We start from the raw sequence: 26,814 nt of genomic DNA, 5'->3' as shown, positions 1-26,814 counted from the left end.
CATGGTCGGCGCATCAAAGGCACAGGCGGGCGACGGACCGATCCGCTACGGCATGGTCGGCGGCGGGCAGGGCGCCTTCATCGGCGCGGTGCACCGCATCGCAGGCCGGCTCGACGGCGAGTTCGCGCTGGTGGCGGGCGCGCTCTCCTCCGATCCCGAGCGCGCGCGCGCCTCGGCGGCCGAGCTCGGGATCGATCCCGAACGCGGCTACGGCTCTTTCGAGGAGATGGCGAAGGCGGAGGCGGCGCGGGCCGACGGCATCGAGGCGGTGGCGATCGTCACCCCCAACCACATGCACTATCCGGCCGCCAAGGTGTTTCTGGAGGCGGGCATTCACGTCATCTGCGACAAGCCGATGACCGCCAATCTCGAGGACGCGAAAAAACTTGCCGCGCTGGTGAAGCAAACCGGCAAAGTGTTCGTGCTGACGCATAATTATACCGGTTACCCGATGGTGCGGCAGGCGCGCGCGATGGTGGCCGGGGGCGAACTTGGCGACCTGCGCGTGGTCCAGGTCGAATATCCGCAGGACTGGCTGACCGAGAAGCTGGAGGGCACCGGCCAGAAACAGGCCTCGTGGCGCACCGACCCCGCGCGCTCGGGCGTCGGCGGCGCGACCGGCGATATCGGGACGCATGCCTTCAATCTTGCCCGCTTCGTGACCGGGCTCGACCTCGACAGCCTGGCCGCCGATCTGACGGCGTTCGTCGACGGCCGGCCGCTCGACGACAACGCGCATGTGATGCTGCGCTTCAAGGGCGGGGCGAAAGGCATGCTGTGGGTGAGCCAGGTCGCGCCCGGCAACGAGAACGCGCTGAAGCTGCGGGTCTACGGCACCAAAGGCGGGCTGGAGTGGGAGCAGGAGCACCCGAACCATTTGTGGTTCACGCCGTTCGGCGCGCCGAAGCGGCTGATCACGCGCAACGGCGCGGGCGCGGGCGAGGCGGCGGGACGGCTTTCGCGCGTGCCGCCGGGGCATCCAGAAGGCTATCTCGAAGGGTTTGCCAATATCTATGCCGAGGCGGCCCGGGCGATCCGCGCCGCGCGGGGTGCGGGCGGCTCGGTCGATGGCGCCGTCCTCTATCCGAGCGTGGAGGACGGGGTGGAAGGCGTCGCCTTCGTGGAGGCCTGTGTGAAATCTTCGCAGCGGGACGGCGCCTGGACGACGCTTTGAGGCGGCTTTCCCGGCGCGTCCGGGGCATGGTCGGCTCTCTGCCGGGATCGCCCCGGGGCGGGCGGCGGCCGACCCTGGCGGCCGCGCCGAACCCATCGAAAAACCGCAAAGCCTGGCGCGGATGTCAGGCCGGCGTGGTGGCAGCCAGCAGCGATTCGAGCTTGGCGTAGGCGCTGGCGCGCTCCGAGGCGTCGAGCACGTCGAGGCCGAGCAGGCGCGTCAGCCGCAGCCCTTCGACGGCCAGGAAGGCGACCAGCACCATATGCGGATCGCTTGCCGTGGCGGTCATGCGCGTGAGCGTGTGACGGTGGAAGCGCAGCACCGGCTCGAGGAAACCCGGATCTTCCGCCAGGGCGGCCAGTAGGCCGGACGGCGGTTGATCCTGCGGGCGATCCTGATCGCGGGCGAGGGCCAGAAACGCGGTCGCGAGCGCATTGGGGCTGCCGGCGCGGCGCGCGGCGTGGTCGCTCAATTCGGCCTCGACCTCGATCAAATGCTCCTCGACCAGCGCTTCCAGCAATTTCGACTTGGAGGGGAAATTGTAGAGCAAGCCGCCCTTCGACAGGCCGGCGCGCGCGGCGACCGCGTCGAGCGAGAAATGGCCGATGCCGGCCTCGCGGGCGACATCGGCGGCCGCCTTCAGTATTTTCGCACGCGAGGAAGGGCGTCTTGGCGCCATCGAAACCGTACCCATCGCTGTTGACTTTACCGACCAGACGGTACAGTTAAGCGCTCCGACGCGCAAGCGCCCGAAACGGCTTTGCCCTCGCCGGATGTCTCGTCAGCGAGTAGCATACCCAGACCCTAACTGCCGGAGCCCGCCCCGCATGGTCAAACGCTTCCTTATCGCCCTGGTTCTCGTCGCGCTGGTTGCGGGCGGTCTCGTCGGTTTCAACATGTTCAGGGACCAGGCGATCAGCCAGTTCTTCGCCAATCGGCCGCGGCCGGCGGTGACGGTGTCGACGGCAAAGGTCGAATCGCTGACCTGGACGCCGCGGATCCAGGCGATCGGCACGGTCGGGGCAGCGCGCGGCGTCGATCTGACGGTCGAGACGACGGGCATCGTCCAGGATGTCCGGTTCGAGGCCAACGATCGCGTCGAAGAGGGACAGACCCTGGTCGTGCTCGACAACAATGTGCAGCGCGCCGACCTGGAAGCCGCGCGCGCCAAGGCGCAGCTCGACAAACAGGTTTTGACGCGCGCGCAGGAATTGTTGAAGCGCGGCGTGGGGTCGGAGACGGCGGTGGAAAGCGCGCAGGCGGCGGCGACGGCCTCGGCCTCGCAGGTCGCCAAGCTCGAGGCCGTGCTTGCCCAGAAGGAGCTCATGGCGCCGTTTTCGGGCACGATCGGCATTCCGCGGGTGGAAAAGGGCCAATATATCGCGCCCGGCAACACGGTGGCGACGCTGCAGGACCTGGACACGTTGCGCGCCGATTTCAGCGTGCCGGAGCAGAATCTGCCGCTTTTGGAGATCGGCCTGCCCGTCCGCTACGGCCTGTCCGAGGACAGTCTCGACTTTTCCGGAAAAGTCACCGGCATCGAGCCGCGCGTCGACCCGCAGACGCGGCTGGTCGCGCTGCGCGCCGAAATCACCGACGCCGGCGGGCGGCTGAGCCCCGGCCAGTTCGTCCAGGTGCGGGTGGAACTGCCGGCCGAGGGCGACGTTCTGGTGGTGCCGCAGACGGCGCTCATCACCAGCCTTTACGGCGACTATCTGTTCGTGGTCGCGCCGGCCGAGGATGCGGCCGAGGCTTCCGACGGCGATGGCGCCGATGACGGGCCGGCCCTGATCGCGCGGCAGGTCTTCGTCAAGACCGGGCGCCGGGCCGGCGGCGTGATCGAGATCGTCTCGGGCGTATCGGCGGGCGACGAGGTCGTCACCGCCGGACAGAACCGGCTGACCAATAACGGCCCGGTCGCGGTCGACAACAGCGTCGAGCCGGCGGCGGCCCGCTCCGGGGAGGCGGCCGCGCAATGAATTTTTCCGACATCTTCATTCGCCGCCCCGTCCTGTCGACGGTGGTCGGCTTCCTGATCCTGCTGCTCGGCTTCCAGGGCATGATGAACCTCACCGTGCGGCAATATCCGCAGGTCGAGGAGACGGTGATCACCGTTACCACCATCTATCCCGGCGCCAGCGCCGAACTGATCCAGGGCTTCATCACCGCGCCGATCGCCGCGGCCGTGTCGACGACGGAGAATGTCGACTACGTCACCTCGCAAAGCCGGCCGTCGGCGAGCGTGGTGACGGTGCAGATGGAATTGGGCGCGGACCCCGACGTCGCGCTGACGGAGGTGATGTCGAAGGTGCAGGAGGTGCGCGGCAACCTGCCGACGGATGCGCGCGATCCGACCATCGTCAAGGGCACGGGCCAGCAATTCGCGATCATGTATCTGGCGATGCAGAACCCCAACATGTCCGCCGAACAGCTGACCGAATATCTCGACCGGGTCATCCGGCCGCGCCTGTCGACGGTCGAGGGCGTGGCCGAGGCGCAGATCCTGGGGGCGGCGGAGTATTCGATGCGGGTCTGGGTCGATCCGGTGCGGCTCGCCGCGCGCGGTATCACCGCGGCCGAAATGCTCAACGCCATCAACGCCTCGAACTTCCTGTCGGCGCCCGGCAAGGTCGAGAACGAGTATGTCGCCCATTCGATCACGCTGAAATCGACACTGCAGACGCCGGAGGCGTTCGCCGCATTGCCCCTGAGGGCGTCGGGCGACGACGTCGTTCGGCTGGGCGAGGTGGCGCACGTGGAACTGGCGGCCGAAAGCACCGACACGGTGGTGAGCTTCAACGGCAAGCCGGGCACCTTCGTCGGTATCTTCCCGACCCCGTCGGCCAATCCGCTCGACACGTCGGCGGCCGTGCTCAAGGAACTGCCCGCAATCCAGGCGAGCCTGCCCGAGGGCATGACGGCGACCATGGTCTATGACGCCACCGAGACGATCAGCGCCTCGATCGAGGAGGTTTTCAAGACGATCGCCGAAGCGGTGGTGATCGTCATCCTGGTGATCCTGCTCTTCCTCGGCTCGTTCCGCTCGGTGCTGATGCCGATCGTGACCATCCCGCTGTCGCTGATCGGCGTGTGTTTTCTGCTCTTGGTGCTGGGCTATTCGATCAACCTCCTGTCGCTGCTTGCGATGGTGCTGGCGATCGGCCTGGTGGTCGACGACGCGATCGTGGTGGTGGAAAACATCCACCGCCACATCGAGGAGGGCATGAGCCCGATTCAGGCGGCCTATCGCGGCATGCGCGAGATCACCGGCCCGGTCGTGGCAATGACGATCACGCTTGCCGCCGTGTTCGCTCCGCTCGGCTTTACCGGCGGCCTGACCGGCTCGCTGTTTCGCGAATTCGCGTTCACGCTCGCCGGTGCTGTCATCATTTCGGGCATCGTCGCGCTGACGATCACGCCGATGATGTCGGCGCGCCTGCTCAAGGCCGGCAATCACAGCCGTTTCCAGCGCATCGTCGACGGCACGTTCGAGCGAGTGGCCAATGTCTACGAGCGGCTCGTGGCCGGTTCGCTGAACTACCGGGCCGTCACCTTCATGATCGTGGCGGTGCTGCTCGGCCTGACCGGCTATCTGTTTACCAAGACGTCCAGCGAGCTGGCGCCGGAAGAGGATTCGGGCGCGCTGTTCGCGCTCGTCAACGCGCCGCGCTACGCGACCACCAACTATACCAAGCTTTACACCGAGCAGATGCGGGAACTGACCAAGGACCTGCCGGAGCTGGACGCCAATTTCTCCATCGTCGGCCTGGGCGGGCAGACCAACAGCGCCATCGCGGTCTGGTCGTTCAAGGACTGGGCCGAGCGCGAGCGGTCGCAAGCGGAAATCCAGGCCGACATCACCGCGAGACTGTCGGAAATCGCCGGCGTGCAAGCCCTGGTGTTCGCACCGCCCTCGCTGCCGGGTTCGGGCGGCGGTCTGCCGATCTCCGTCGTCATCCGGGCGACCGGCGAATCGAGCCAGGTGTTCGAGGTCGCCGAGCAGATCAAGCGCGAGGCCGAGGCGAGCGGACGCTTCATCGTGGTGCAGAACTCACTCGCCTTCGACGCGCCGCAGGTCACCGTAACCATCGACCGCGACAGGGCAGCCGCGCTCAACCTGCCGATCCGCGATATCGGCACCACGCTCAGCCTGCTGGTCGGTGGCGGGGCCGTGGCCCAGTTCGACCGTGAATCCAACAGCTACGACATCATCACCCAGGTGCCGCAGGACTATCGCGACAATCCGCATCGCATCGGCGAATTCTTCGTGCGCAGCGCCACCGGCGAGATGGTGCCCCTGTCGGCGGTCGTGTCGATCGACACCAATGCCGCTCCCTCGGCGATCGAGCAGTTCAACCAGTTGAACTCGGCCACGATCTCGGCCCTGCCTTTGCCGGGCGTCACCACGGGCGACGGGCTGTCGACGATCGTCGAGATCGCGGAGGGCCTGATGCCGAACGGGTTCTTCATCGACTATTCGGGCCAGTCGCGGCTCGAGGCCGAGCAGGGCAACACGATCCTGCTTGCCTTCGGTCTCGCCCTGATCGTCATCTATCTGGTGCTTGCGGCGCAGTTCGAGAGTTTCCGCGATCCGTTCATCATCATGATGTCGGTGCCCCTGTCGATCTTCGGCGCAATCGTGCCGCTCAATCTCGGCCTGGGTACGCTCAACATCTACACCCAGGTCGGGCTGATCACGCTGATCGGCCTGATCACCAAGCACGGAATCCTGCTGGTCGAGTTCGCCAATCAGCAGCGCCACGAGCACGGGCTCGATCGGTTCGCGGCGATCATCGCCTCGGCAAAGGTGCGCCTCAGGCCGATCCTGATGACCACGGCGGCGATGGCGCTGGGCGTCGTGCCGCTGATCACGGCGCAGGGTGCGGGTGCTGCGGCGCGCTATTCCATGGGGCTGGTGATCTTTTCCGGCATCCTGGTCGGCACGCTGTTCACGCTGTTCGTCGTGCCGATGTTCTACACCCTGATCACCCGGCGCGAACTGGCGCCGGAGCCCGAGCAGCCGCAGATCGCCGCGCCGGCCGAGTAGGGCGGGCGCGCCCCTCAGCGCATGGCGGAGAGGAAATCGAGCACTGCGCGGCGCATTTGCGGGGTTTCCTCATGTCCGGTCTCGGGCTGCGACAGGCGCACGAGCGCGCCGGCCGCGCCGGCGGCGCGATAGGCGGCGCGTGTCTGCCGGTAGGCGGTGTCGACGGCGTCGGGCGGGGTGAGCGGATCATGGTCGCCGGTGCAGATCAGTTGCGGGCGCGGGGCGACCATGCCGGCGATGCGCCCGGTCGAGGTGGCGGCAAGCAGGCCGGGTACCGTCATGTAGTGACCGTGCAGGTCGTGGGCGCCGGTCTCGACCAGGCTTTCGAGGTCGGCATAGGCGCATAGGTGCGCCGCGCGTGCCACGCGCGGCTCGATGGCGGCCAGAAAATAGGCGTGGGTCGCGCCCATAGACAGGCCGAACGTGGCGATGCGGGTCGCGTCGACGTCGGGGCGCGCGGCCAGGTGATCGAAGCCGGCGAGCAGGTCGGCAAGCATCAACCCTATCAGCGTGGCGCCGCGCCACAGCAAGGCCTTGGCGAGGGCGTTTTCGGTCTCGTCGGCCCGCTCGCCGAAGGTCGGCATGTCGAGCGACAGGGCCACGAAGCCCGCTTTGGCCATAAGCGGCCCATAGGGACCGATGAGACTCGGCCGGCCGACGAGAAGTTCCGAGGCGCCGATCGCGTATTTGTTGCCGTGAGCATGGCAGTAAAGCACTGCCGGGTGCGGCCCGCCGGCGCCTGCCGGGCGCGTCAGCAGCCCGCGCACCGGCCGGCCGTCACCAAAGTCGAATGCCAGGCGCTCGACGATATGGTCGCTCGCCTCGGACCGCTCGACCACCGAGACGTCGGGTGCGCGCCGCGCGCGCGGCAGGCCAATCAGGCGCTTGAGCTCATCCGGGGTCATGATGTCCTTCCGTGGCCGGTTCCGCCGTCCGGCGGATGCAGCCGCACGGTAGAGGCGCCGTGTCAAAAATCAAATAATTGACTTTGGCAATTACTTTATTGATTTTAGCATCAAATAAGGGGCAGCCATGATCGAGCAAGAGCAAGAGGATGTCGCATCCGCGCAGATCGCGGCCGTGCGTGCCTTCAACCGCTTTTATACGCGCCAAATCGGAGCGCTTAGCGAGGGGCTGCTGGACTCGACCTTTTCGCTGACCGAGGCGCGCATTCTCTACGAGCTGGCGCATCGCGACGGTCTGACGGCGAGCCTTCTGGCGCGCGCCCTGGAAATCGATGCCGGCTATTTGAGCCGCTGCCTCAGAAAGCTCGAGGATCGCGGCTTGCTGGTCCGGCAAAAATCCGACACCGACCAGCGACAGTCCGTGCTGGCGCTGACGGGCCGGGGGCGGGAAGAGTTCGCGCCGCTCGAAAGCGGCGCCGATGCCGAAGTGTCGAAGCTGCTCAGCCGGTTTGTCGAAAGCGAACGGCGGCGGCTGGTCGAAGCGATGCGCACGGTGCGCGCCGTGCTCGGACCGGACGAGGACGCCGCCGCGCCCTATCTGCTTCGGGCGCCCGAACCGGGCGACCTCGGCTTTATCATCCATCGCCAGGCCCGCCTCTATCACGACGATTACGGCCTGGACCAACGGTTCGAGGGGCTGATCGCCGGCATTGTCTCGGCTTTCGTGGACACGTTCGACCCGGCCCGGGAGCGCGCCTGGGTTGCCGAGCGGCACGGCGCGGTGGTCGGTTCGATCTTTTGCATGAAAGCGTCGGACACGACCGCCAGGCTGCGGCTGCTTTACGTCGAGCCCTCGGCGCGCGGGCTGGGCATCGGCCGACGGCTGGTCGAGGAGGTGATCCGTTTCGCGCGCGCCAAGAACTATCAGGCGCTGACCTTGTGGACCAACGACGTGCTCGACAGCGCTAGGCGCATCTACGAGGCGGCGGGTTTCGTGCTGGTCGAGGAGGAAAACCACCATTCCTTCGGCCAGGATCTGGTCGGCCAGAACTGGACCCTCGCGCTTTGAGCGGTGCGTGGCCGGAACCGTCCGGGCGCCGGAGCGCGCGGTGTCGGCGGGCCTGACGGGCACAAAGTTGCGGATTTCGGGTATTTGCCGGTTTTTTCGGGGGCGGCTTCGTGGCATTGGGCTGCTATCGCTTCGAACCGGCCGGCTGCGTGGTCGCGCGGCCCGCCGGGAAAGCGGAGCACCGCAAGGATCGGACACACGGCTTGGACAGTCTCACCATCACCAGACCCGACGATTGGCACCTGCATCTGCGCGACGGCGCGATGCTGGCCGGTGTGCTGCCCTATACGGCGGCGCATTTTTCGCGCGCGATCATCATGCCGAACCTGGTGCCGCCCGTGGTGACCACGGCCGACGCCGCGGCCTATCGCAATCGCATCGAGATGGCGCTGTCGCCGGGATCGACGTTCCAGCCGCTGATGACGCTTTATCTGACCGAGGCGACCGACGCCGACGATGTCGCGCGCGGCTTCGCCGACGGCGTGGTGCGCGCGGTCAAGCTTTATCCCGCCGGGGCGACGACCAATTCGCAAAGCGGCGTGCGCGATATCGACAAGGTCGTGCCGGTGCTGGAACGGATGGCGGAGATCGGCATGCCGCTTTGCATTCACGGCGAGGTGACCGACGCCGATGTCGACATTTTCGACCGAGAGGCGGTGTTCATCGACCGCGTGCTGGAGCCGCTGCGCCGGCGCGTGCCGGGCCTGCGGGTGGTGATGGAGCATGTGACGACCAAGAACGGCGTCGACTACGTGCTGGCCAATCCGGACGGGCTTGCGGCCACGATCACCACCCATCACCTGATCATCAACCGCAACGCGATCCTGGCCGGCGGCATCCGCCCGCATTATTACTGCCTTCCGGTCGCCAAGCGCGAAACCCACCGGCTGGCGCTGCGCGCGGCGGCGACCTCGGGCGACGGGCGGTTTTTCCTGGGAACCGATTCCGCCCCCCACACCGATGCGTCGAAGCAAACGGCCTGCGGCTGCGCCGGCATCTTTTCGGCCATCAACACCATGGCGTGCCTGGCGCATGTGTTCGAGGAGGACGAGGCGCTCGACCGGCTCGAGGCCTTCGCCTCGCTCAACGGCCCGGCGTTTTACGGCTTGCCGGCGAACGAGGAGCGCATGGTTTTGAAACGCGCCGCCGACCCGATCGCCTTGCCGCCGCGCATCGAGACGGGCGCGGGCCCGGTGACGGTGTTCGACCCGATGTTTCCGATTCACTGGTTCGTGGCCGACGAGGCCGTCTAGGCCCCGACCGGTCGCACGAACCGCCACCAGCCCAAGGACGCCTCCATGTTTTCCAACACGTTTCCCGACCGCGCGGTGATCTCGACCACGGTGGCGCGGATGTTGCTCGAGATCGAGGCCGTTCATTTCCGCGCCGACGAGCCCTATACGTTCACGTCGGGGCTGGCGAGCCCGGTCTATATCGACTGCCGCAAGCTGATCTCCTATCCGCGCATTCGCGCCGCGCTGACGGATTTCGCGGCGTCGGTGATCCTGCGCGATGTCGGCTTCGAGCAGTTCGACGGCGTGGTCGGCGGCGAGACGGCCGGCATTCCGTTCGCGGCCTGGCTGTCGGACTCGCTCGGCCTGCCGATGCACTACGTGCGCAAGAAACCCAAGGGGTTCGGCCGCGACGCGCAGATCGAGGGGGCGCCGGTCGAGGGCAGGCGTATCCTTCTGGTCGAGGACCTGACGACGGATGGCGGCAGCAAGATCAAGTTCGCCGAGGCGCTGAATGCGGCGGGCGCGCGCGTCACCGATACGTTCGCGGTGTTTTATTACGATATTTTTCCCGACGCGCCGGAGCGGCTGAAGGCGGCCGGGATGCGGCTGCATTATCTGGCGACGTGGTGGGATGTCTTGAAAGTGTGCAAGGACGAGGGCCGGTTCCCGCCAGATGTGCTCGGCGAAGTCGAGAGCTTTCTGAAGGCGCCGCTTGCCTGGTCGGCGGCCCATGGCGGCATCGCCGAGATCGCGCGCTGAGCGTGTAGGCCGCACGCCGGCATTTGACCGGCGCCGAAAATACGGCATTGTCCCGGGCGAGACGCTTTCGGGGCAAATAAGCGCATGGACGCGCAGGATGAGACGCATCAACCAGCCGTGACGCCGCCGGGTGCCGATGCTGTCGGCCCCGGACCGGCCGACGAGGCCGGCGCGGTGCTCGCGGCCGAACTGCTCGGATTGCTGCCCGATCCGTTGCGGATGGTGCTCGAGGCGCTGGCCCGCGCGCCGGAGGGTCTGGTCGCCGATGGGATCGATGCGGGTAGGCTGGTGGAGTTGTGCGACCGCTTTCCCGCCCTGGTGGCGGTCGAGCCGGGCAGCGGCCGGCTGGCCTTTCGCAGTGTCGCGCTCGCCGCGGCGTTCCGCGCCGCGCTGGCCCCGGAGCAGGCGGACAGGGACCGGCAGGCAGACAGGCCGCTGGCGCGCGCCGACGGCACCGTGGCCGCGATCCTGACCGCGCAGAAAAAGGGTGATTTCGACGAGGCGCTGCGACTGTTCCATGCCGGCGGCCGGGAATTCTTCATGCATTTCCACGGGCTGGACGCATGTCTTGAGGTCTTGGACGGATTTCCTCAAGCCTGGCGCGAGAACGAGAACGTGCTTGTGTTCGCCTACACCATGCATGCGCTCAAATCGGGCAATGTCAGCCGCGCGCGGCATTTGATCAATCGCCGCTTCGGCCCCGAGGCGCAAAATCTCAACGTGGTTCTGGACGGCCGCGACCGTTTTCCGCTCGATTTCAGGCTGTTTCGCTTCCTGATGGCCATGTACGAGGACGTCGCCATCACCGACACGACGCGGGCGCGGGTGTTCGACGCGCTCGGCGAGGTGGCGCTCGACGATCATCTGCAGCGCGGCAGCTTCTACAACGCCATGCTGGAAGTCGCGGTGCGCCGGCGCGAATATGAGACGGCCGACGAGATCGCCCGGCGCGCGCGCCACCACTATCGGCAGGCGCAGGCCCATCTGCTCGGCTTTTATGTCGATCTCTACCAGGCGATCCTGTGCCTGCTGCGCGGCGCGCTCACCGCCGCCGACGGCCATGCCCGCCATGCCGAGCAGACGCTGGCGCGGGTGCCGTTCGACACGCCGTCAGATGCGCGCCTGCTCGGGCTGGTCAGGGCGGTCATCCGCTACGAGCAGGGCGACGTGCGCACCCTGGTGCGCTTTCTCAACGACGAGTTCGACCGCTTCGCCTATGGCGAGATCTGGCCGACCGTTGCCGAACTGGCGATCAATTACGGCGGCCAGGCGCTGAGCCGGCACGTGTCGAGCGCGGCGGCGCGCGCGTTCCTCGACAAATGGCGCGTGCAGGAATGGCGCTCGAACCGGTTCCGGCTCGTCATCACCCTGCGCGAGGTCGCCATCCTGCAAAACGGCAATCGCTGGCAGGAGGCCGCCGACCTTCTGACCGCCGTGCAGTCGCGGGCAAACCGTACCTGGGTCGAGGGGGCGGTCGAAAATCTCATCCGGCTCGTCGATCCGCAGGAAATCGCGCTGGTGATGGCGTGGTTGCGCCACCTGATCTGGGAGGTGCCGACCCGACCGGTGCTGCGCGACCAGATCGGCGCCCTGTTGACCAACGACCACCTTACCGACCGCCAGCGCGTGACGCTGCGCGTGTGGTCGGCGCATCTGGCGCGGCGTCACCGCGACATCAGCACGGCCCGGTCGGACATGCTGAAGGCGCTGGAAGCGTGCGCGCGGCTCGGTACGATCATGCCGCTGGCCGAAGAGCCGCATCTGGTTCCGACGCTTCTCGACGACAAGCGCATCGGCTCCTTCGTACTGGTGTCCAACGATGTCCGCCAGGCCGTGCGCCGGCTCAAGGCGCTCGACATGCCGGCCTCGGACGGGCCGCAGCGGGCGGGGCTGACGCGCAAGGAAATGAAGGTGCTTCTGCTGGTGGTGGAGGGCGGCACCAACAAGTTCGTCGCCCGCCAGCTCGGCCTGTCGGAAGTGACGGTGAAATTCCACCTGTCCAACATCTATCGCAAGATCGGTTGCCGGCGCCGGGCCGAGGCGATCGCGACCGCCAAGGCGCTCGGCTGGGTCGCGTGACCGGTTAAAATCGACCAAACTTCCTAAAAACCTATACCTATTCTGTCAAAACCTATCCGGTCTTGCTCTTGATCGACGCGTGGTGATCGCGACAGACTTCCGGCAATGACAGCGCGGCAGCCAATGCCGCCACGAGGCGGAACCGGAGGCCCATGCACACCAATTTGCTCGATGTCATGCTGCGGCGGCTGCTTGGTTTCGCCGGCGTCATGCTGGTCCTGTCGCTGATGATCTTCGTGCTGGCGCGGGTCGTGCCGGGCGATCCGGCCCGCATCGCGCTCGGCCCCAGCGCCACCCAGGAGCAGGTCGACGCGATGCGCCTGGAAATGGGGCTCGACGATCCGGTCCTGATCCAGTTCGTGAATTATGTCGGCGGTGCCCTGCGCGGCGATTTCGGCCGCTCGCTGATCTCCGGCAAGCCGGTGGCGACCGAAATCCTCGAACTCCTGCCGGCGACGCTGGAACTCGTGCTGGTGACGGTGTTCCTGATGATCGTGATATCGGTGCCGCTGGGCGTCGTCACCGCGCGCTACCGCAACAGCTGGATCGACAATACCGGCCGTTTCTTCTCGATCATCGGCGTGACGATGCCGAGCTTCCTGTTCGCCATCCTTCTGCAGCTCGCGGCGGCGAACTTCTTTCCCGGCTGGCCGATCCTGGGGCGCATCGACTACACGCTGACCGTGCCGCAGGGGCCGACCGGACTGCTGTTGATCGATTCCATTGCGCATGGCCGCTTCGACGTCTTCGTCAGCGCGCTGCAGCATCTGGCTTTTCCGGCGCTGGCACTGGCGATGGCCGGTATCGGGCAGGTCACCCGCATCACCCGCTCGGCGATGATCGAGCACCAGCGCCGCGACCATGTGCTGACGCTGAAATCCTTCGGCGTGCCCGACCGGGTGATCATCTTCCGCTATTTGCTGAAACTGTCCTCGATCGCGCCGCTGACCATCATGGGGCTGGAATTCGCCTCGCTGATCGGCAACGCCTTCGTCGTGGAACTGGTGTTCTCCTGGGGCGGGTTCGCCTCCTACGGGCTGGAGGCGATCCTGCAAAAGGACCTCAACGCGGTCATGGCCGTGGTGCTGGTGTCCGGGTTCTTTTTCATCGTCGCCAACCTGATCATCGACGTGGTGTTGCTGATGATCGACCCGCGCCTGCGTTTCAAGGAGGCGCGCTGATGACGGTTCCCGCGATGCCGCAGCCCGAGGCGCTGTCGACCCGCTATATGGCCTGGTACCGCTTCACCCGCAATCCGGCGGCGGTGATCGGCGCGGTCATGGTGGCGACCGTCATCCTGGCCGCGATCTTCGCGCCGCTGATCGCGCCCTATCCGGACCATGTCGGTGCGGTGGTCGATTTCCGCAATCGTCATTCCGCACCGGACCTGGCCCATCTGCTGGGCACCGACAAGGTCGGACGCGACATCTTGAGCCGGGTCGTGTTCGGCTTCCGGGTGTCGCTGCTGCTGGTCGTCGGCGTGCTCGGCGTGGCGGTGCCGGTCGGGGCGGCGCTGGGGCTGGCCGCCGGCTATTTCAGCGGCCTGACCGAACGCATCATCACCGGCTTCACCAATGTCATGCTGGCGATCCCACCGCTGGTCATGGCGCTGGCGATCGGCAACGTTTTGGAGCCCAACCTGGTCAACGCCATGCTGGCGATCACGCTGTTGTGGTGGACCTGGCACGCGCGGCTCGTCTACCGGGTGTCGAAATCGATCGCGGCGGAGGATTTCATCGAGGCGGCCCGGCTCGCCGGCGCCAGCCACTGGCACATCTTGACGCGCGAGATCCTGCCCAACTGCATCTCGGTGATCTCGGTCAAGACGACGCTGGACGCCGCCTTCGTCATCCTGTTCGGCGCGACCTTGTCCTTCCTCGGGCTCGGCGTGAAGCCGCCGACGCCCGATCTCGGCTCGATGGTCGCCGACGGGCGGCAGTTCCTGCCGGAAATGTGGTGGGAGGTGCTGGCGCCGGGTTTCGCCATTTTCTACGCCACGCTCGGCTTCAATCTGCTCGGCGACGGGCTGCGCGACATGTTCGACGTGGAGGCGTGAGGATGGACACTCTTCTCGACATCCGCGATCTCGACGTCGCCTTCCGCACCTACGGTTACCGCGCCCACGTTCTCAAGAACGTCTCGCTGTCGATCCCCGAGGGCGGGCGGGTCGCGCTGATCGGCGAGACCGGGTCCGGCAAGTCGGTGACGGCCAAGTCGATCCTCGGCACGCTGCCGGGCAACGCGCATGTGGAAGGCGGTTCGATCCTGTTCGAGGGCCGCGACGTGCTGCAGCTTGCCGAAGCCGAGCGCGACCGCATGAAAGGCACGGCCTTTTCGGTGATCATGCAGGACCCGCTCTCCTCCTTCAATCCGGTCTTCCGCATCGGACGCCATCTCGACGACGTGATGCGCTTCGCCGATATGCGCCTGGGCGAACGATCCAGCCCGGCGGAGCGCCAGAAACGCATCTACGAGGTGTTGCGCAAGGTTCAGCTTTCCGATCCCGAGCGCGTGTTCTCGGCCTATCCGGCACAATTGTCGGGCGGCATGCGCCAGCGCGTGCTGATCGCGCTGGCGCTGTTGCACCAGCCCAAGCTGCTGATCGCCGACGAGCCGGGCACCGCGCTCGACGTCACCACCCAGGACGAGATCATGAAGCTGATCAACCGGCTGGTCGCCGAAAACGGCCTGTCGTTGTTGATGATCACCCATAATCTCGGCGTCGTGCGGCAGATGGCGGACGACATCTATGTCATGCGCCATGGCGAAATCGTCGAGCACGGGCCTCTGCGCCAACTCTTCACCAGCCCGCGCGAGGCCTATACGCGCGAGCTCGTCGACGCGATCCCGCCGCTCTACGGGCCCAAAGTGGTCGACCAGCCTGCCGTCGAGGGCGAGACGATCATCGCGCTCGAGGGCGTGTCGAAGACGTTCTCCGAGCGGCGCCTGATCGGCCGCGGCAGCGAGCACGTCGCCGTCAAGGACGTCGATCTGGCGATCCGCAAGGGCGAAATTTTCGGGCTGGCCGGCGAATCCGGCTCCGGCAAGACCACGGTCGCGCGCATGATCATGGGCCTGATCGCGCCCAGCGCCGGCGCCATCACCGTCGACGGCGCGACGATGGCCGGGACGGGGCGCAGCGACGCCTTCCGCCACCTGACCCAGATCGTCTACCAGAACCCCGGCACGTCGCTGAATCCGAAGCGCACCGTCGGGCAGACGCTGTCGGTGCCGCTCACCTTCGCCGGCCTCGAGCGGGCGCGTTTCGACGCGCGGATCGCCGAATTGCTGCGCCATGTCGACCTGCCGGCGCACTATGTGTCGAAATATCCGCACGAATTGTCCGGCGGCCAGAAACAGCGCGTGGCGATCGCGCGGGCGCTCGCGGCCAATCCCAAGATCATCGTGCTCGACGAGCCGACCTCGGCGCTCGACGTGTCGGTGCAGAAAAACGTCATCGCGCTTCTGCAACGCCTGCGCGACGAGCTGGGCCTGACCTATCTGTTCATCTCGCACGACCTGTCTTTGATGCGCAATTTCTGCAGCCGCATCGCGGTTATGCTGCGCGGCGAATTGGTTGAGGAGGGCGAGCCGAAGGCGGTCTTCGCCGAGCCGGCCCATGCCTATACGCGCGCGCTGATCGCGGCCGTCCCGGTCATGGGCGACGAGGAAGAACAAATGAAACCCTCCGTCTCGGCGGAGGAGAGAAAGCGGTTTCTTGTCGATGCGGTCGCCTGAGCGCCGCCGGCAAACCAGGAAAGGAGAAATGCGGTGTATCGTCTGGGGATCGATGTAGGCGGAACCAATACCGACGCCGTGGTCATGCATGACCGCGAGGTGCTTGCCGGCGTGAAGGCGGCGACCACGGAGGACGTGACCTCCGGCGTGCTCGAAGCGCTGGAAAACGTGCTGTCGAAGGCCGGCGTCGATCGCGCCAAGATCGCCAATGTGATGATCGGCACCACTCACTTCACCAATGCCGTCATCGAACGCAAGCATATCAGCCCGGTCGCCGCGATCCGGCTCGGCCTGCCGGCGACCGCCTGCCTGCCGCCGATGGTCGACTGGCCGCAGGATCTGCGCGAGGCGGCGGGCGACCTCGGCTATCTGGTGCGCGGCGGCTACGAGTTCGACGGGCGCGAGATCGCACCGCTCGACGGCGAGGAGATCGACCGCATCGCCGACGACATTCTGGCCAAGAAGATCAGCACGGCCTCGATCAGCTCGGTCTTCAGCCCGATCAACCGGCAGATGGAACTCGACGCCAGGGATCGGCTTTTGAAGAAATGCCCCGACCTGCAGGTGGTTCTGTCGTCGGATATCGGTCGCATCGGGCTCCTGGAGCGCGAAAGCGCGGCGATCATGAACGCCAGCCTGCTCGCGCTCAGCGCGCGGACGGTCGACGCCTTCGCCGGGGCGCTGAAGTCGACCGGTCTGCACTGTCCGTTCTTCATCACCCAGAATGACGGCACGCTGATGGATGCGGCGATGGTCAAGCGCTTCCCGGTGCTGACCTTCGCGTCCGGACCGACCAATTCGATGCGCGGCGCGGCGTTTTTGACCGGCATCAAGAACGGCATTGTCGTCGATATCGGCGGCACGACCACCGATGTCGGTGCGCTGCAGCTCGGCTTTCCCCGCCAGGCGGCGACCGTGGTCGACATTGGCGGCGTGCGCACCAATTTCCGCATGCCGGACGTGTTTTCGATCGGCCTGGGCGGCGGGTCGCTGGTGCGGCGCGGCCCCGACGGAGCGGTGACGGTGGGGCCGCAATCGGTCGGCTACCGCCTGACCCGCGAGGCGCTGGTGTTCGGCGGCGACACGCTGACGGCGACCGACATCGCGGTAGCCCTCGGCGAGGCCGATATCGGCGACAAGTCCAGGATCGCTTCGGTCGATGCCGACCTCGCACAAGGCGCCCGCGTCGCCATGACGGCGATGCTGGAGGCGGCGGTGGAGCGCAGCCGGATCTCGCCCGAACCGCTGCCGGTGATCGCGGTCGGCGGCGGCTCGATCCTGATGCCGAACCGGCTCGGCGATCTCGAAGTTCTGCGGCCTGACCATTTCGCCGTCGCCAACGCCGTCGGCGCCGCGATCGCGCAGATCAGCGGCGAGGTCGACCGCATCTATTCGCTGGAAAACGGGCTGACGCGGGAAAGCTGCCTGAAACAGGCGGAGGAGGAGGCCACCGAAAAGGCGATCGGGGCCGGCGCCGACGCCGCCACGATCGAGGTCATCGAGCGCGAGGACGTGCCCTTGGCCTATCTGCCGGGCAACGCGACGCGCATCCACGTCAAGGTGGTTGGCGAGATGGGAGGCGGCGATGCTCTCCCGGCCTGACAAACTCTGGACGTTGACGGAAGCCGACATCGAGGCGCTGGAGATCGGCTCGGCGATCCTGGGCACCGGCGGCGGCGGCAATCCCTATATCGGCAAACTCAGGGCGCGCCAGGCATTGCGCGCCGGCCACACGCTCAGCGTGATCAAGATGGAGGATCTGCCCGACGACGCCAAGGTGGTGTCGCTGGGCGGCATCGGCGCGCCGCTGATTTCGTTCGAGCGCATCAAGGAAGGTCGCGAGGGGCTGCGCTGCGTGCGTGCGCTGGAGGAGCGCCTCGGTTTCAAGGCCGACGCGATCGCCTGCGAGGAAATCGGCGGCCAGAACGCGATGGAGCCGCTGATCACCGCCTCGCTGGCCGGGCTGCCGGTGGTCGACGGCGACGGCATGGGGCGCGCCTTTCCCGAAATGCAGATGACGACCTATTCGATTTACGGCCACCGTTCCACGCCGTCGGTGATGTGCGACCCGCACGGCAACGTCGTCATCTTCGACCATGCGATTTCGGAGAAATGGCACGAGCGCATGGCGCGCGCCTGCGTGATTTCGCAGGGCGGGGCTTCGACGCTGGCCAGCGCGCCGATGAGCGGCGCCTTCGTCAAGCAGTTCTCCATCCCCGATTCCTATACCAAGGCGGTGGCGCTCGGCCGCGCGGTGATCGAGGCGCGTCAGCGCCACGCCGACCCGATCGCGGCGATCTGCGAGATGGAGAGCGGACGGGTCTGCTTCACCGGCAAGATCAAGGATCTCAAGCGGCACTTGAAGGGCGGCTTCGTCACCGGCGAGGCGATCATCGAAGGCTTCGACGGCTGTAACGACCAGACGGCCGCGGTGCTGATCCAGAACGAGAATTTGGTGTTCAAGCGCGACGGCGTGGTCGAGATCGCCGTGCCCGACCTGATCATCATTCTCGATATCGACACCGGCAACGCCATCACCACCGAGATGCTGCGCTACGGCCAGCGGGTCGCGGTGGTGGCCTTGCCCTGCCACCCGCTGCTGCGCACGCCCGAGGCGCTGGAGGTCGTCGGCCCGAAGGGCTTCGGCTTCGACGATATCGCCTACCGGCCGATGCAAGCGGACGAGCCGACACAAGGGAGCGCCACATGACGACATTCACGGTTTCGGCCGACGATATGGAGCCGATCGCGCTGGGTGGCGCGTTTTTGGGAACCGGCGGCGGCGGCGACCCGCATATCGGCAAGCTGATGGCGCGCGCGGCGATCGAACAATACGGTCCGGTGCGTGTGATCGATGCCGAGGAGGTTGCCGACGACGCCTTGTGCGTGCCGGTGGCGATGATGGGCGCGCCGACGGTGATGGTGGAAAAACTGCCGCGCGGCGACGAGGCGCGTGAGGCGCTGGCCCAGCTCGAGACCTTTCTCGGGCGCAAGGCCGACGCGCTGATCTGCATCGAGGCGGGCGGGCTAAACTCGACCATTCCGTTCGCGGTCGCCGCCGCGACCGGGCTGCCGCTGATCGACGGCGACGGCATGGGACGCGCCTTTCCCGAACTGCAGATGGTGAGCTTCACCATGCACGGGGTCGCGGCCACGCCGATGGTGATCGCCGACGAAAAGGGCAATTCCTCCGTCATCAACACGATCTCGAACCAGTGGACGGAAAAGCTAGCGCGGGCCCAGACGGTGGAGATGGGCGGCGCGGCGCTTGTGGCGATCTATCCCATGCAGGGCGCGCGCATGAAGAAGGGGATCTTGCGCAACACGCTCTCGCTGATCAAGGAAGTCGGCGAGACGATCGCCGGCGAGCGGGCGCAAAACCGCAATCCGGCCGAAGCGCTGATCACAAGGCTGGACGGGCGGCGCCTTTTTACCGCCCGCGTGGTCGATATCGAGCGGCGCACGACCGGCGGGTTCGCGCGCGGCAAGGCGATCCTGAAGGGGGTCGACGCCGATCAGGGCCGCAATTTCTCGGTCGAGTTCCAGAACGAGTTCCTGATTGCCCGCGACGGCGACGGGACCGCGCTCGCCACCACGCCGGATTTGATCTGCGCCCTCGACGCCGATGGCGGCCTGCCGATCACCACCGAGCAGCTTCGCTACGGGCTTGCCCTGTCGTTCATCGGCATGCCGAGCGATCCGCAATGGCGCACCAAGGCCGGGCTCGAGCTCGTTGGTCCGCGTTACTTCGGCTACGACCAGGACTTCATCCCCCTGGAAAAGCTGACGAAAGCCGCCTGACGTTCAAGAACCGCAACCATAAATCCAGAGGAGAAAGCCATGAAACATATGCTTCCAGTCGCACTTGCAGCCCTCTTGGGCACCAGCGCGCTGGCGCCGGCGGCCCTTGCCCAGGACAAGATATCGCTGGTCGTCAACGCGGTGCAGATCTTCGGCACGGTCGATCCCGCCAAGGTCAACGACTACACCGAATATATGGCGATCGTGAATCTCTACGACGCGCTGACCACCGTCGACGCGACGGGCGCGGTGGTGCCGCAGCTCGCCGAAAGCTGGGAGATTTCGGACGACAGCAAGACCTACACCTTCAAGCTGAAGGCCGACGCGACCTTCCAGGACGGCAGCCCGGTCGAGGCCAAGGACGTGGTCTATTCCATGCAGCGCCTGCTGGCGATCAACGAGGGCCCGGCCTATCTGTTTACCGGCCTCGTGGAGCCGGACGCCGTCAAGGCGCTCGACGACCGCACGGTCGAAATCACGCTCAACCGCGTCTACGCGCCGTTCATCTCCAACACGCCTTTGATCCTGGTGGTCAATTCCGACCTGGTGAAGGAGAAGGGCGACGGGGAATGGGGCGAGACCTATCTGGCCGACGCGTCGGCCGGCGCGGGACCCTACAGCCTGGCGAACTGGACCCGGGGCGCGCAGATGGTGATGGAGCGCTATGGCGACTACCACATGGGCTGGCCGAAACAGAAGCCGATCGACGAGTTGCGGTTCGTGATCACCCGCGACGAGGCGACGGTCAAGGCGCTCGCCACCAAGGGCGAACTCGGCATGTCGTCGCAGTACCAGTCGAACGAAACCTATGACGCGATCGACAAGCTCGACAATTACAAGATTATCGCCGCCGACACGGCGACCGGCTTCTACATCAAGCTCAACAACCAGGTGGCGCCGACCGACGACGTTCATATTCGCCGTGCGATCGCCTATGCGACCGACTACGCCACGATCCGCGAGGTGATCTATCCGGGCGGCGAGTTGAAGGGGCCGCTGGCGCCGGTGTTCGCCGACGCCCATCTCGACAGCCTGCCGGCGCCGGAATTCAACCTCGAAAAGGCCAAGGAAGAGGTCGCCAAGTCGAAATATGCCGGCGACACGCCGATCAAGCTCGCCCACGCCTATGTCGCCAAGACCGCGTTCGAGGAAGAGATCGGGCTGTTGTTGAAGTCGACGCTGGAGACCATCGGCTTCGAGGTCGAGCTGCAGCCGGAGCCGTGGAACCGGATCACCGAACTGGCCTCGGCGGTCGACACGACCCCGGCTTCGACCCAGGTCTTCTACGGGCCGACCTATCCGTCCCCGGATTCCGTCTTCTACGTTCAGTACCATTCCAAGGCGAAGGGCACGTGGTCGTCGATGGAGTGGGTGATGGACCCCGAAATCGACGCGCTGATCGACAAGTCGCGCGGCGAGACCGATGTCGAGGCCCGCAACGCGATCTACAAGGAGATCCAGCAGAAACTGCATGACAGGCAGTCCGACATCTATCTGCTGACCCAGAAGAAGCGGTTTGCCGCCAATAGCTGCCTGCAGGGTTATGCCTGGGTGCCGATGCAGAGCTGGGACACGGATTTCTCGCGCTTCTGGTGGGATTGCGAAGGCTAGCCGGAACCACCGGTTGGAGCGAACGGCCGGCGCCTCGTGCGCCGGTCGTTTTTGTTTGAGTAGCGATTCAAGGGCTTGCCGACGTGAGTCGGCTTTTTGGTATAATTATCTGAGTTAACTTGATTTTTATCGGGTTGAGCGGCCGGCGCATGTCAATCGTCGAAACGGAAATAGCCGTCGCGCACCAGCGAGTCGGAATATTCGACCGGTCGCCCCCTGTCGTCGACGACCAGCCGGCACAGCCGCAACAGGCTGGCGCCGGGCTCCAGGCCGAGATCGGAGGCCGGGCCGGGCGCGGCGGCGACGGCCGAATAATGCTGGGTGCCTATCCTGAGCGTCGAGCCGGTGGCGCGGCGGATCAGGTCGTAGAGCGAATCCCGCATCAGCCGGTCGACGGGCAGCGTGTCGGCCACCCATTGCGGCAGCACGCTGGACTGGCGGACGACAGCGCGCCCGTCGAGCAGCCGCAACCGTTCGATCTCGGTCACCGTCGTGCCGACGGGCAAGGCGAGCGCGCGGCTTTCGGCAAGGCCGGACCTGCGCCCAGTAACGCCCAGGACACGGGTTGCCGGCGTCATGCCGACCTGGCGGGCGGCGGTGGGGAAATCGTCGAGATTGCGGCCTTGGCTTTCGATGACGCGCGCGCAATAGCGGGCGTTGCGGCCCTGTCCCTTGTCGATCAACCCGTCACTTTGCATCAGCGCCAGCGCGTGGCGCACGGTGCGCCGGCTGACGCCATACCCGCGGGCGAGTTCGTTTTCCGGCGGAAGGGCGTCGCCGCGGCGCCACAAGCCGGTTCTCAGCTCGGCAGCGAGACGTTGGGCCAGGCGTCGATAGACCGGCGGTGTGCGGGTCATCGTACTCCGCGCCCCGGCCGGCGCGCGCGGTCCGTGGCCGGATATGTGCCGGCACGGTTCGGGGAGGGGGGAGCCGACAGCTTTCGGTCACGGCACGATAGGGACAAGTTGTCTGTCTCCTTCTGGCAATGGAATCCCCGAAACGCGCCATTTTCGGGGCTGGAATGGCGAGACGACCGCGTTGCGGGTGTTTGACTTGTCACCTTATGCCATGCGCAGATAAAGGGATACAGACCGCTTAGGCCCCTTCGCCGCGTCAAGGACACCGACCAATGACCACCAGCGCCGCCCCCACCTTGAATTCGTTCCGCGCGGGACCAGACGAAGCCGGCATGTTCGGCATTTTCGGCGGCCGGTTCGTCGCCGAGACGCTGATGCCGCTGATCCTCGACCTGCAGGATCATTGGCAGCGTGCGCGCGCCGATGCCGAGTTCCAGGCCGAACTGGACGATTTGAACCGGCATTATACCGGCCGGCCGAGCCCGCTCTATTTCGCCGAACGGCTGACGGAGCATCTCGGCGGGGCGAAGATCTATTTCAAGCGCGACGAGCTCAATCACACCGGCTCGCACAAGATCAACAACTGCCTCGGCCAGATCCTGCTTGCCAAACGCATGGGCAAGACCCGCATCATCGCCGAGACCGGCGCAGGCCAGCATGGCGTGGCGACGGCGACGGTGGCGGCCCGGTTCGGGCTCGACTGCGTGGTCTATATGGGCGCGACCGATGTCGAACGGCAGGCGCCGAACGTGTTCCGGATGAAGCTGCTCGGGGCGGAAGTGCGGCCGGTGACGTCCGGGCACGGCACGCTCAAGGACGCGATGAACGAGGCGCTGCGCGACTGGGTGACGAATGTCGAGGACACCTACTACCTGATCGGCACGGCCGCCGGACCGCATCCCTATCCCGAGCTGGTGCGCGAGTTCCAGTCGGTGATCGGCCGCGAGACGCGCGAGCAGATCATGGCCGCCGAGGGACGTCTGCCCGACCTGCTGGTTGCCGCCGTCGGCGGGGGATCGAACGCGATCGGCCTGTTTCATCCCTTCCTCGACGATCCCGATGTCGGCATGGTCGGCGTGGAGGCTGGCGGCAGGGGGCTGTCGGGGGAGGAGCATTGCGCCTCGCTGACGGCGGGCCGGCCGGGTGTCCTGCACGGCAACCGGACCTATTTGCTGCAGGACGACGACGGCCAGATCAAAGACGGCCATTCGATCTCGGCCGGGCTCGACTATCCCGGCATCGGCCCCGAGCATTCCTGGCTGAAGGAAGCCGGGCGCGTGGACTACGTGCCGATCCTGGACGACGAGGCGCTGGAGGCTTTCCAGCTCCTGACCCGGCTCGAAGGCATCATTCCGGCACTGGAGCCGGCGCACGCGCTTGCCGAAGTGGTCAAGCGGGCGCCGACGATGGATCGCGAGGCGATCATCGTGATGAATCTGTGCGGGCGCGGCGACAAGGATATTTTCACCGTCGCCAAGATGCTCGGCCTGGATATGTGAAGGCAAGCCAGCGCACGGGAGGCGGATCGGCATGTTCGAGCTCTATCGCTCCAGGCAGAACCGGCACCATTATGTCGCGATACGCGCCGACGATACGGGCGAGAACGCGCGGGGCATCCGCGAAAGCGGCAATCTGGCGTTCATGACCACGATCGCCGACGACGACCGCCCGCGCATCGCCTTCGATGCCGAGGAGGCGAAAAGCCGGATCGAACGCGACGGCTTTTATGCCTTCGCCGTGACCATCGAGGTGCGCGAACATGTCGAATGAACCGGCCGCGCCAGGCCGTGTCGTGGTCGAGTATCACGTCACGTTCGGCAATGGCGATGATGCGCGCACGATGGCGCGCGCCGTGCTGGAGGCACGACTGGCCGCCTGCGCCAACATTTTCGAGGGTGTGCGTTCGCTCTATTGGTGGCAGGGCGAAATCGCCGAGGAGAACGAGGTGTCCGTCCTGTTCAAGACGAGCAGGGCGCGTGCCGAGGCCCTGGCAGCCTTCATCGCCGAGCGCCACCCCTATGACACACCGGCCATCATCCGCCACGACGGCGGCAGCGCCGACGCTGCGTTCGCGCGCTGGATCGAAGAGGAAACCGCACCATCATGACATCGACGCGTATCGACCGCCGCATGGCGACGTTGAAGGAGCAAGGTCGCCCGGCCCTGGTCACCTACATGATGGGAGGCGACCCCGACTATGACAGCGCACTTTCGGTGATGCGGGCGCTGCCACAGGCTGGCGCCGACATCATCGAGCTCGGCATGCCGTTTTCCGACCCGATGGCGGACGGACCGGCGATCCAGGCCGCAGGGCTGCGCGCGCTCAAGGGCGGGCAGACGCTGAAAAAGACGCTCGCCATGGCCATGGATTTCCGCGCCGCCGACGACGACACGCCGATCGTTCTGATGGGTTATTACAACCCGATCTACAGCTATGGCGTCGCGGCTTTCCTGAAGGACGCGAAGGCGGCCGGCATTGACGGGCTGATCGTGGTCGACCTGCCGCCGGAAATGGATGACGAGTTGTGCGTGCCGGCGCTGGAGGCGGGGCTCAACTTCATCCGGCTTGCAACCCCGACCACCGACGACAAGCGCCTGCCGACCGTGCTGCAGAACACGTCCGGCTTCGTCTACTACGTCTCCATGACCGGCATTACCGGTTCGGCTCTGCCCGATACGAGCCGGGTCGGCCAGGCGGTCGGGCGCATCAAGGCACACACGCCGCTGCCGGTCTGCGTCGGTTTTGGGGTCAAGTCGCCCGAACAGGCCGCCGCGATCGCGGCGGCGGCCGACGGGGTGGTGGTCGGCACGGCGATCGTCAACGCCGTCGCCGCCACGCTTGAGGCGGACGGCCGGCGCGGCGCGGACCCGGCCGCCGCCGTTTCGACGCTCGTGGCAAGCCTCAAGACGGCGATGATCGAGGCGCGGGCCTGACCCGCGCGGCCCACGCGTTTCGACGCACCTGGCCGGGACGGCGTATCGGATGGATGGGAGCTTTCAGACGCGTGTCCGCTCTGCCCGGAGCGGCCCAGCCGGACAATCCGTTGAAGCACCGGATCTAGATGGCTGCCGAATGGCGTTTGGCGCCGATATCGAGATAGCGGTCGAAGCGGGCTGCGAGGGTGCGCACCAGCGGCCGCGCCTCCGGCCGGACGACGAAATCGCCGTCGCGGCGCTCCAGCATCGCGTCGGCGCCTTCGCCGGCGATGCGCCCGGCCTCCACGACGATCGCATGGCCGTGCGCGCCGAACAATTCCTCGGCCTGGCGCGCGGAAAAGCCGAAATCGCACATCAGCCTTTCGATCACCCAGGAGCGGGCGCGGTCGTCCGGCGAAAAGGCGATCCCGCGACAGGTGGCGAGCTCTCCGGCGGCGGCCAGCCGTTCATACTGGGCCGTTGCCGGCGTATTTTGCAGATAACCCTGCGGCACCCGGCTGATCGAGGACGGGCCGAGCCCGATCAGCGTTGCGCAATCGTCTTCCGTGTAGCCCTGGAAATTGCGGTGCAGTCGGCCCTCACGCGCGGCCACGGCCAGGGGATCGCCCGGCAGGGCGAAATGGTCGAAGCCGATCGCCTGATAGCCGGCCGCCTCGATCAGGGCGCGGGCCTTTTGGAACTGCGCCAGACGTCCGGCGCCGTCGGGAAGTGCCGCCTCGTCGATCATGGTCTGGTGCTTCTTGAACCACGGCACGTGGGCGTAGCCGAACAGCGCGACGCGATCGGGCCCAAGCGACAGCGCCTGGCCGATCGTCGCCGTCAGGCTTTCGAGCGTCTGGTGCGGCAGGCCGTAAAGCAGATCGAGATTGACCGAGCGCGCGCCGTGGCGGCGCGCCTTGTCGACCACCGACTTGGTCAGTGCGAAGCTCTGTTCGCGATTGATCGCCTTTTGCACCTTGGGGTCGAAGTCCTGGACGCCGATGCTGGCGCGGCTCATGCCGATCCTCGCCAGGGCTTCGAAGCGGGCGTCGTCCATGTCGTTGGGGTCGATCTCGACGCTGATCTCGGCATCGGGCTCGAAATGAAAGGCCGCGCGCAGCCGCCCTGCCAGCGCTACGAGATCGTCAGGCCTGAGCATGGTCGGCGATCCGCCGCCCAAATGCAGTGCCTTGACCGCAACGTCCGGTCGCAGCAGATGCCCGACCGTGGCGATTTCCTGGTGGAGCGCGCGCAGATAGGTTTGCACGGGCCCGTAGCGCAAGGTCTGTTTGGTGTTGCAGGCACAAAACCAGCACAGCCGGTCGCAATAGGGAATGTGGACATAGAGCGAGACCGGCTCGTCCGCCGGCAGGGCGGCGACCCATTGCGCCGCGGTCGTCGCGTCGATGCCGGCGTGAAAATGCGGCGCGGTCGGATAGCTGGTATAACGGGGCACCTGCTCGCCGGCGCGCGCGATGATGTCCTTTGTCATGGGGCCGTCTCCGATCGTGCGTAGGACCTGGGCTCGGCACCAGCCATGCCGAGCCGGTTGCGTCGGCGCTTTGATGTTGATCAAATTCGCGAGCAAAGCCGGAGAAAACGACAAACTGACGCGGGATTTGC

22 protein-coding genes are annotated in these 26,814 nt (G+C 66.4%); 18 read left to right on the top strand and 4 right to left on the bottom strand.

All coding sequences use genetic code 11. The annotated features are described in order from the left end of the window. Position 1 precedes the first annotated feature (1 nt). Positions 2-1,174, top strand: coding sequence for a Gfo/Idh/MocA family protein (locus tag EP380_RS12590; protein ID WP_127598872.1), 1,173 nt, complete (start codon positions 2-4; stop codon positions 1,172-1,174). A 124-nt stretch (positions 1,175-1,298) separates the two neighbouring features. On the opposite strand, the gene EP380_RS12585 is transcribed toward EP380_RS12590, so the two are convergent. Further along, on the bottom strand, positions 1,299-1,853 hold the full coding sequence (locus tag EP380_RS12585) for a TetR/AcrR family transcriptional regulator (protein ID WP_106571854.1): 555 nt from the start codon (positions 1,851-1,853) through the stop codon (positions 1,299-1,301). A 148-nt stretch (positions 1,854-2,001) separates the two neighbouring features. Here EP380_RS12585 and EP380_RS12580 point away from each other — a divergent pair, with 148 nt between their 5' ends. Both EP380_RS12580 and EP380_RS12575 read left to right on the top strand, forming a co-directional pair. Next, positions 2,002-3,153, top strand: a complete 1,152-nt coding sequence (locus EP380_RS12580) for an efflux RND transporter periplasmic adaptor subunit (RefSeq protein WP_106571759.1) — start codon at positions 2,002-2,004, stop codon at positions 3,151-3,153. Beyond that, positions 3,150-6,221 carry an efflux RND transporter permease subunit gene (locus EP380_RS12575; protein WP_106571760.1) on the top strand — a complete coding sequence of 1,024 codons (3,072 nt, stop codon included), beginning with the start codon at positions 3,150-3,152 and terminating at the stop codon, positions 6,219-6,221. Before EP380_RS12580 ends, EP380_RS12575 begins: the two co-directional genes overlap by 4 nt. 14 nt (positions 6,222-6,235) lie before the next feature. On the opposite strand, the gene EP380_RS12570 is transcribed toward EP380_RS12575, so the two are convergent. Further along, the gene (locus EP380_RS12570) at positions 6,236-7,126 is read right to left on the bottom strand and encodes an alpha/beta hydrolase family protein (protein WP_127598871.1); all 891 of its coding nucleotides are present in this window, start codon (positions 7,124-7,126) and stop codon (positions 6,236-6,238) included. 127 nt (positions 7,127-7,253) lie between these two features. Between EP380_RS12570 and EP380_RS12565 the strand changes: the two genes are divergently transcribed. The 11 genes from EP380_RS12565 (at position 7,254) to EP380_RS12515 (ending at position 21,418) form a co-directional block, all read left to right on the top strand. Then, on the top strand, positions 7,254-8,195 hold the full coding sequence (locus tag EP380_RS12565; protein WP_127598870.1) for a bifunctional helix-turn-helix transcriptional regulator/GNAT family N-acetyltransferase: 942 nt from the start codon (positions 7,254-7,256) through the stop codon (positions 8,193-8,195). Between the two features lie 203 nt (positions 8,196-8,398). Continuing rightward, on the top strand, positions 8,399-9,448 hold the full coding sequence (pyrC, locus tag EP380_RS12560; protein ID WP_127598869.1) for a dihydroorotase: 1,050 nt from the start codon (positions 8,399-8,401) through the stop codon (positions 9,446-9,448). Between the two features lie 45 nt (positions 9,449-9,493). After that, positions 9,494-10,189 (top strand): orotate phosphoribosyltransferase, encoded by a 696-nt coding sequence (locus tag EP380_RS12555; protein ID WP_106571763.1) that lies wholly within the window; start codon positions 9,494-9,496, stop codon positions 10,187-10,189. 84 nt (positions 10,190-10,273) lie between these two features. Then, on the top strand, positions 10,274-12,268 hold the full coding sequence (locus tag EP380_RS12550; protein WP_127598868.1) for a helix-turn-helix transcriptional regulator: 1,995 nt from the start codon (positions 10,274-10,276) through the stop codon (positions 12,266-12,268). Positions 12,269-12,420: 152 nt separating this feature from the next. Next, positions 12,421-13,449 (top strand): ABC transporter permease, encoded by a 1,029-nt coding sequence (locus tag EP380_RS12545; protein WP_106571765.1) that lies wholly within the window; start codon positions 12,421-12,423, stop codon positions 13,447-13,449. Continuing rightward, positions 13,449-14,324 carry an ABC transporter permease gene (locus EP380_RS12540; protein WP_106571766.1) on the top strand — a complete coding sequence of 292 codons (876 nt, stop codon included), beginning with the start codon at positions 13,449-13,451 and terminating at the stop codon, positions 14,322-14,324. The genes EP380_RS12545 and EP380_RS12540 overlap by 1 nt, the downstream gene beginning before the upstream one ends. Positions 14,325-14,326: 2 nt before the next feature. Next, positions 14,327-16,006, top strand: a complete 1,680-nt coding sequence (nikE, locus tag EP380_RS12535) for a nickel ABC transporter ATP-binding protein NikE (RefSeq protein ID WP_127598867.1) — start codon at positions 14,327-14,329, stop codon at positions 16,004-16,006. 33 nt (positions 16,007-16,039) lie between these two features. Continuing rightward, positions 16,040-17,608, top strand: coding sequence for a hydantoinase/oxoprolinase N-terminal domain-containing protein (locus EP380_RS12530; protein WP_127598866.1), 1,569 nt, complete (start codon positions 16,040-16,042; stop codon positions 17,606-17,608). Continuing rightward, positions 17,592-18,716: a DUF917 domain-containing protein gene (locus tag EP380_RS12525; RefSeq protein WP_127598865.1), complete on the top strand. Its 1,125-nt coding sequence runs from the start codon at positions 17,592-17,594 to the stop codon at positions 18,714-18,716. The genes EP380_RS12530 and EP380_RS12525 overlap by 17 nt, the downstream gene beginning before the upstream one ends. Continuing rightward, positions 18,713-19,807 carry a DUF917 domain-containing protein gene (locus EP380_RS12520; RefSeq protein ID WP_127598864.1) on the top strand — a complete coding sequence of 365 codons (1,095 nt, stop codon included), beginning with the start codon at positions 18,713-18,715 and terminating at the stop codon, positions 19,805-19,807. Before EP380_RS12525 ends, EP380_RS12520 begins: the two co-directional genes overlap by 4 nt. 39 nt (positions 19,808-19,846) lie before the next feature. Continuing rightward, the gene (locus tag EP380_RS12515) at positions 19,847-21,418 is read left to right on the top strand and encodes an ABC transporter substrate-binding protein (RefSeq protein WP_106571771.1); all 1,572 of its coding nucleotides are present in this window, start codon (positions 19,847-19,849) and stop codon (positions 21,416-21,418) included. A gap of 152 nt (positions 21,419-21,570) precedes the next feature. On the opposite strand, the gene EP380_RS12510 is transcribed toward EP380_RS12515, so the two are convergent. Continuing rightward, positions 21,571-22,275 carry a GntR family transcriptional regulator gene (locus tag EP380_RS12510; protein WP_106571772.1) on the bottom strand — a complete coding sequence of 235 codons (705 nt, stop codon included), beginning with the start codon at positions 22,273-22,275 and terminating at the stop codon, positions 21,571-21,573. 272 nt (positions 22,276-22,547) lie between these two features. Between EP380_RS12510 and trpB the strand changes: the two genes are divergently transcribed. Genes trpB through trpA form a run of 4 tightly spaced genes read left to right on the top strand, consistent with a single transcriptional unit; the run spans position 22,548 to position 25,209 of the window. Further along, positions 22,548-23,774, top strand: coding sequence for a tryptophan synthase subunit beta (gene trpB, locus EP380_RS12505; protein WP_127598863.1), 1,227 nt, complete (start codon positions 22,548-22,550; stop codon positions 23,772-23,774). A gap of 31 nt (positions 23,775-23,805) precedes the next feature. After that, entirely contained in the window at positions 23,806-24,045 is a 240-nt protein-coding gene (locus EP380_RS12500; protein WP_127598862.1) for a hypothetical protein, read from the top strand. After that, entirely contained in the window at positions 24,035-24,382 is a 348-nt protein-coding gene (cutA, locus tag EP380_RS12495) for a divalent-cation tolerance protein CutA (protein WP_127598861.1), read from the top strand. Before EP380_RS12500 ends, cutA begins: the two co-directional genes overlap by 11 nt. Then, positions 24,379-25,209, top strand: a complete 831-nt coding sequence (trpA, locus tag EP380_RS12490; protein ID WP_127598860.1) for a tryptophan synthase subunit alpha — start codon at positions 24,379-24,381, stop codon at positions 25,207-25,209. The genes cutA and trpA overlap by 4 nt, the downstream gene beginning before the upstream one ends. 124 nt (positions 25,210-25,333) lie before the next feature. On the opposite strand, the gene hemN is transcribed toward trpA, so the two are convergent. After that, positions 25,334-26,683: an oxygen-independent coproporphyrinogen III oxidase gene (hemN, locus tag EP380_RS12485; protein WP_127598859.1), complete on the bottom strand. Its 1,350-nt coding sequence runs from the start codon at positions 26,681-26,683 to the stop codon at positions 25,334-25,336. Between the last annotated feature and the right edge of the window lie 131 nt (positions 26,684-26,814).

The organism is Nitratireductor alexandrii, from assembly GCF_004000215.1.
GTDB lineage: Bacteria > Pseudomonadota > Alphaproteobacteria > Rhizobiales > Rhizobiaceae > Mangrovimarina > Mangrovimarina alexandrii.
The sequence above is the reverse complement of the archived record's forward strand: the minus strand, read 5'-3'. Positions and strand labels throughout refer to the sequence as shown.

Excerpts from the sequence above, each read along its gene's own strand:
- EP380_RS12590 (WP_127598872.1), top strand. The coding sequence starts at position 2 with ATGGTCGGCGCATCAAAGGCACAGGCGGGCGACGGACCGATCCGCTAC.
- EP380_RS12585 (WP_106571854.1), bottom strand. The coding sequence starts at position 1,853 with ATGGCGCCAAGACGCCCTTCCTCGCGTGCGAAAATACTGAAGGCGGCC.
- EP380_RS12580 (WP_106571759.1), top strand. The coding sequence starts at position 2,002 with ATGGTCAAACGCTTCCTTATCGCCCTGGTTCTCGTCGCGCTGGTTGCG.
- EP380_RS12575 (WP_106571760.1), top strand. The coding sequence starts at position 3,150 with ATGAATTTTTCCGACATCTTCATTCGCCGCCCCGTCCTGTCGACGGTG.
- EP380_RS12570 (WP_127598871.1), bottom strand. The coding sequence starts at position 7,126 with ATGACCCCGGATGAGCTCAAGCGCCTGATTGGCCTGCCGCGCGCGCGG.
- EP380_RS12565 (WP_127598870.1), top strand. The coding sequence starts at position 7,254 with ATGATCGAGCAAGAGCAAGAGGATGTCGCATCCGCGCAGATCGCGGCC.
- EP380_RS12555 (WP_106571763.1), top strand. The coding sequence starts at position 9,494 with ATGTTTTCCAACACGTTTCCCGACCGCGCGGTGATCTCGACCACGGTG.
- EP380_RS12550 (WP_127598868.1), top strand. The coding sequence starts at position 10,274 with ATGGACGCGCAGGATGAGACGCATCAACCAGCCGTGACGCCGCCGGGT.
- EP380_RS12545 (WP_106571765.1), top strand. The coding sequence starts at position 12,421 with ATGCACACCAATTTGCTCGATGTCATGCTGCGGCGGCTGCTTGGTTTC.
- EP380_RS12540 (WP_106571766.1), top strand. The coding sequence starts at position 13,449 with ATGACGGTTCCCGCGATGCCGCAGCCCGAGGCGCTGTCGACCCGCTAT.
- nikE (WP_127598867.1), top strand. The coding sequence starts at position 14,327 with ATGGACACTCTTCTCGACATCCGCGATCTCGACGTCGCCTTCCGCACC.
- EP380_RS12525 (WP_127598865.1), top strand. The coding sequence starts at position 17,592 with ATGCTCTCCCGGCCTGACAAACTCTGGACGTTGACGGAAGCCGACATC.
- EP380_RS12520 (WP_127598864.1), top strand. The coding sequence starts at position 18,713 with ATGACGACATTCACGGTTTCGGCCGACGATATGGAGCCGATCGCGCTG.
- EP380_RS12515 (WP_106571771.1), top strand. The coding sequence starts at position 19,847 with ATGAAACATATGCTTCCAGTCGCACTTGCAGCCCTCTTGGGCACCAGC.
- EP380_RS12510 (WP_106571772.1), bottom strand. The coding sequence starts at position 22,275 with ATGACCCGCACACCGCCGGTCTATCGACGCCTGGCCCAACGTCTCGCT.
- trpB (WP_127598863.1), top strand. The coding sequence starts at position 22,548 with ATGACCACCAGCGCCGCCCCCACCTTGAATTCGTTCCGCGCGGGACCA.
- EP380_RS12500 (WP_127598862.1), top strand. The coding sequence starts at position 23,806 with ATGTTCGAGCTCTATCGCTCCAGGCAGAACCGGCACCATTATGTCGCG.
- cutA (WP_127598861.1), top strand. The coding sequence starts at position 24,035 with ATGTCGAATGAACCGGCCGCGCCAGGCCGTGTCGTGGTCGAGTATCAC.
- trpA (WP_127598860.1), top strand. The coding sequence starts at position 24,379 with ATGACATCGACGCGTATCGACCGCCGCATGGCGACGTTGAAGGAGCAA.
- hemN (WP_127598859.1), bottom strand. The coding sequence starts at position 26,683 with ATGACAAAGGACATCATCGCGCGCGCCGGCGAGCAGGTGCCCCGTTAT.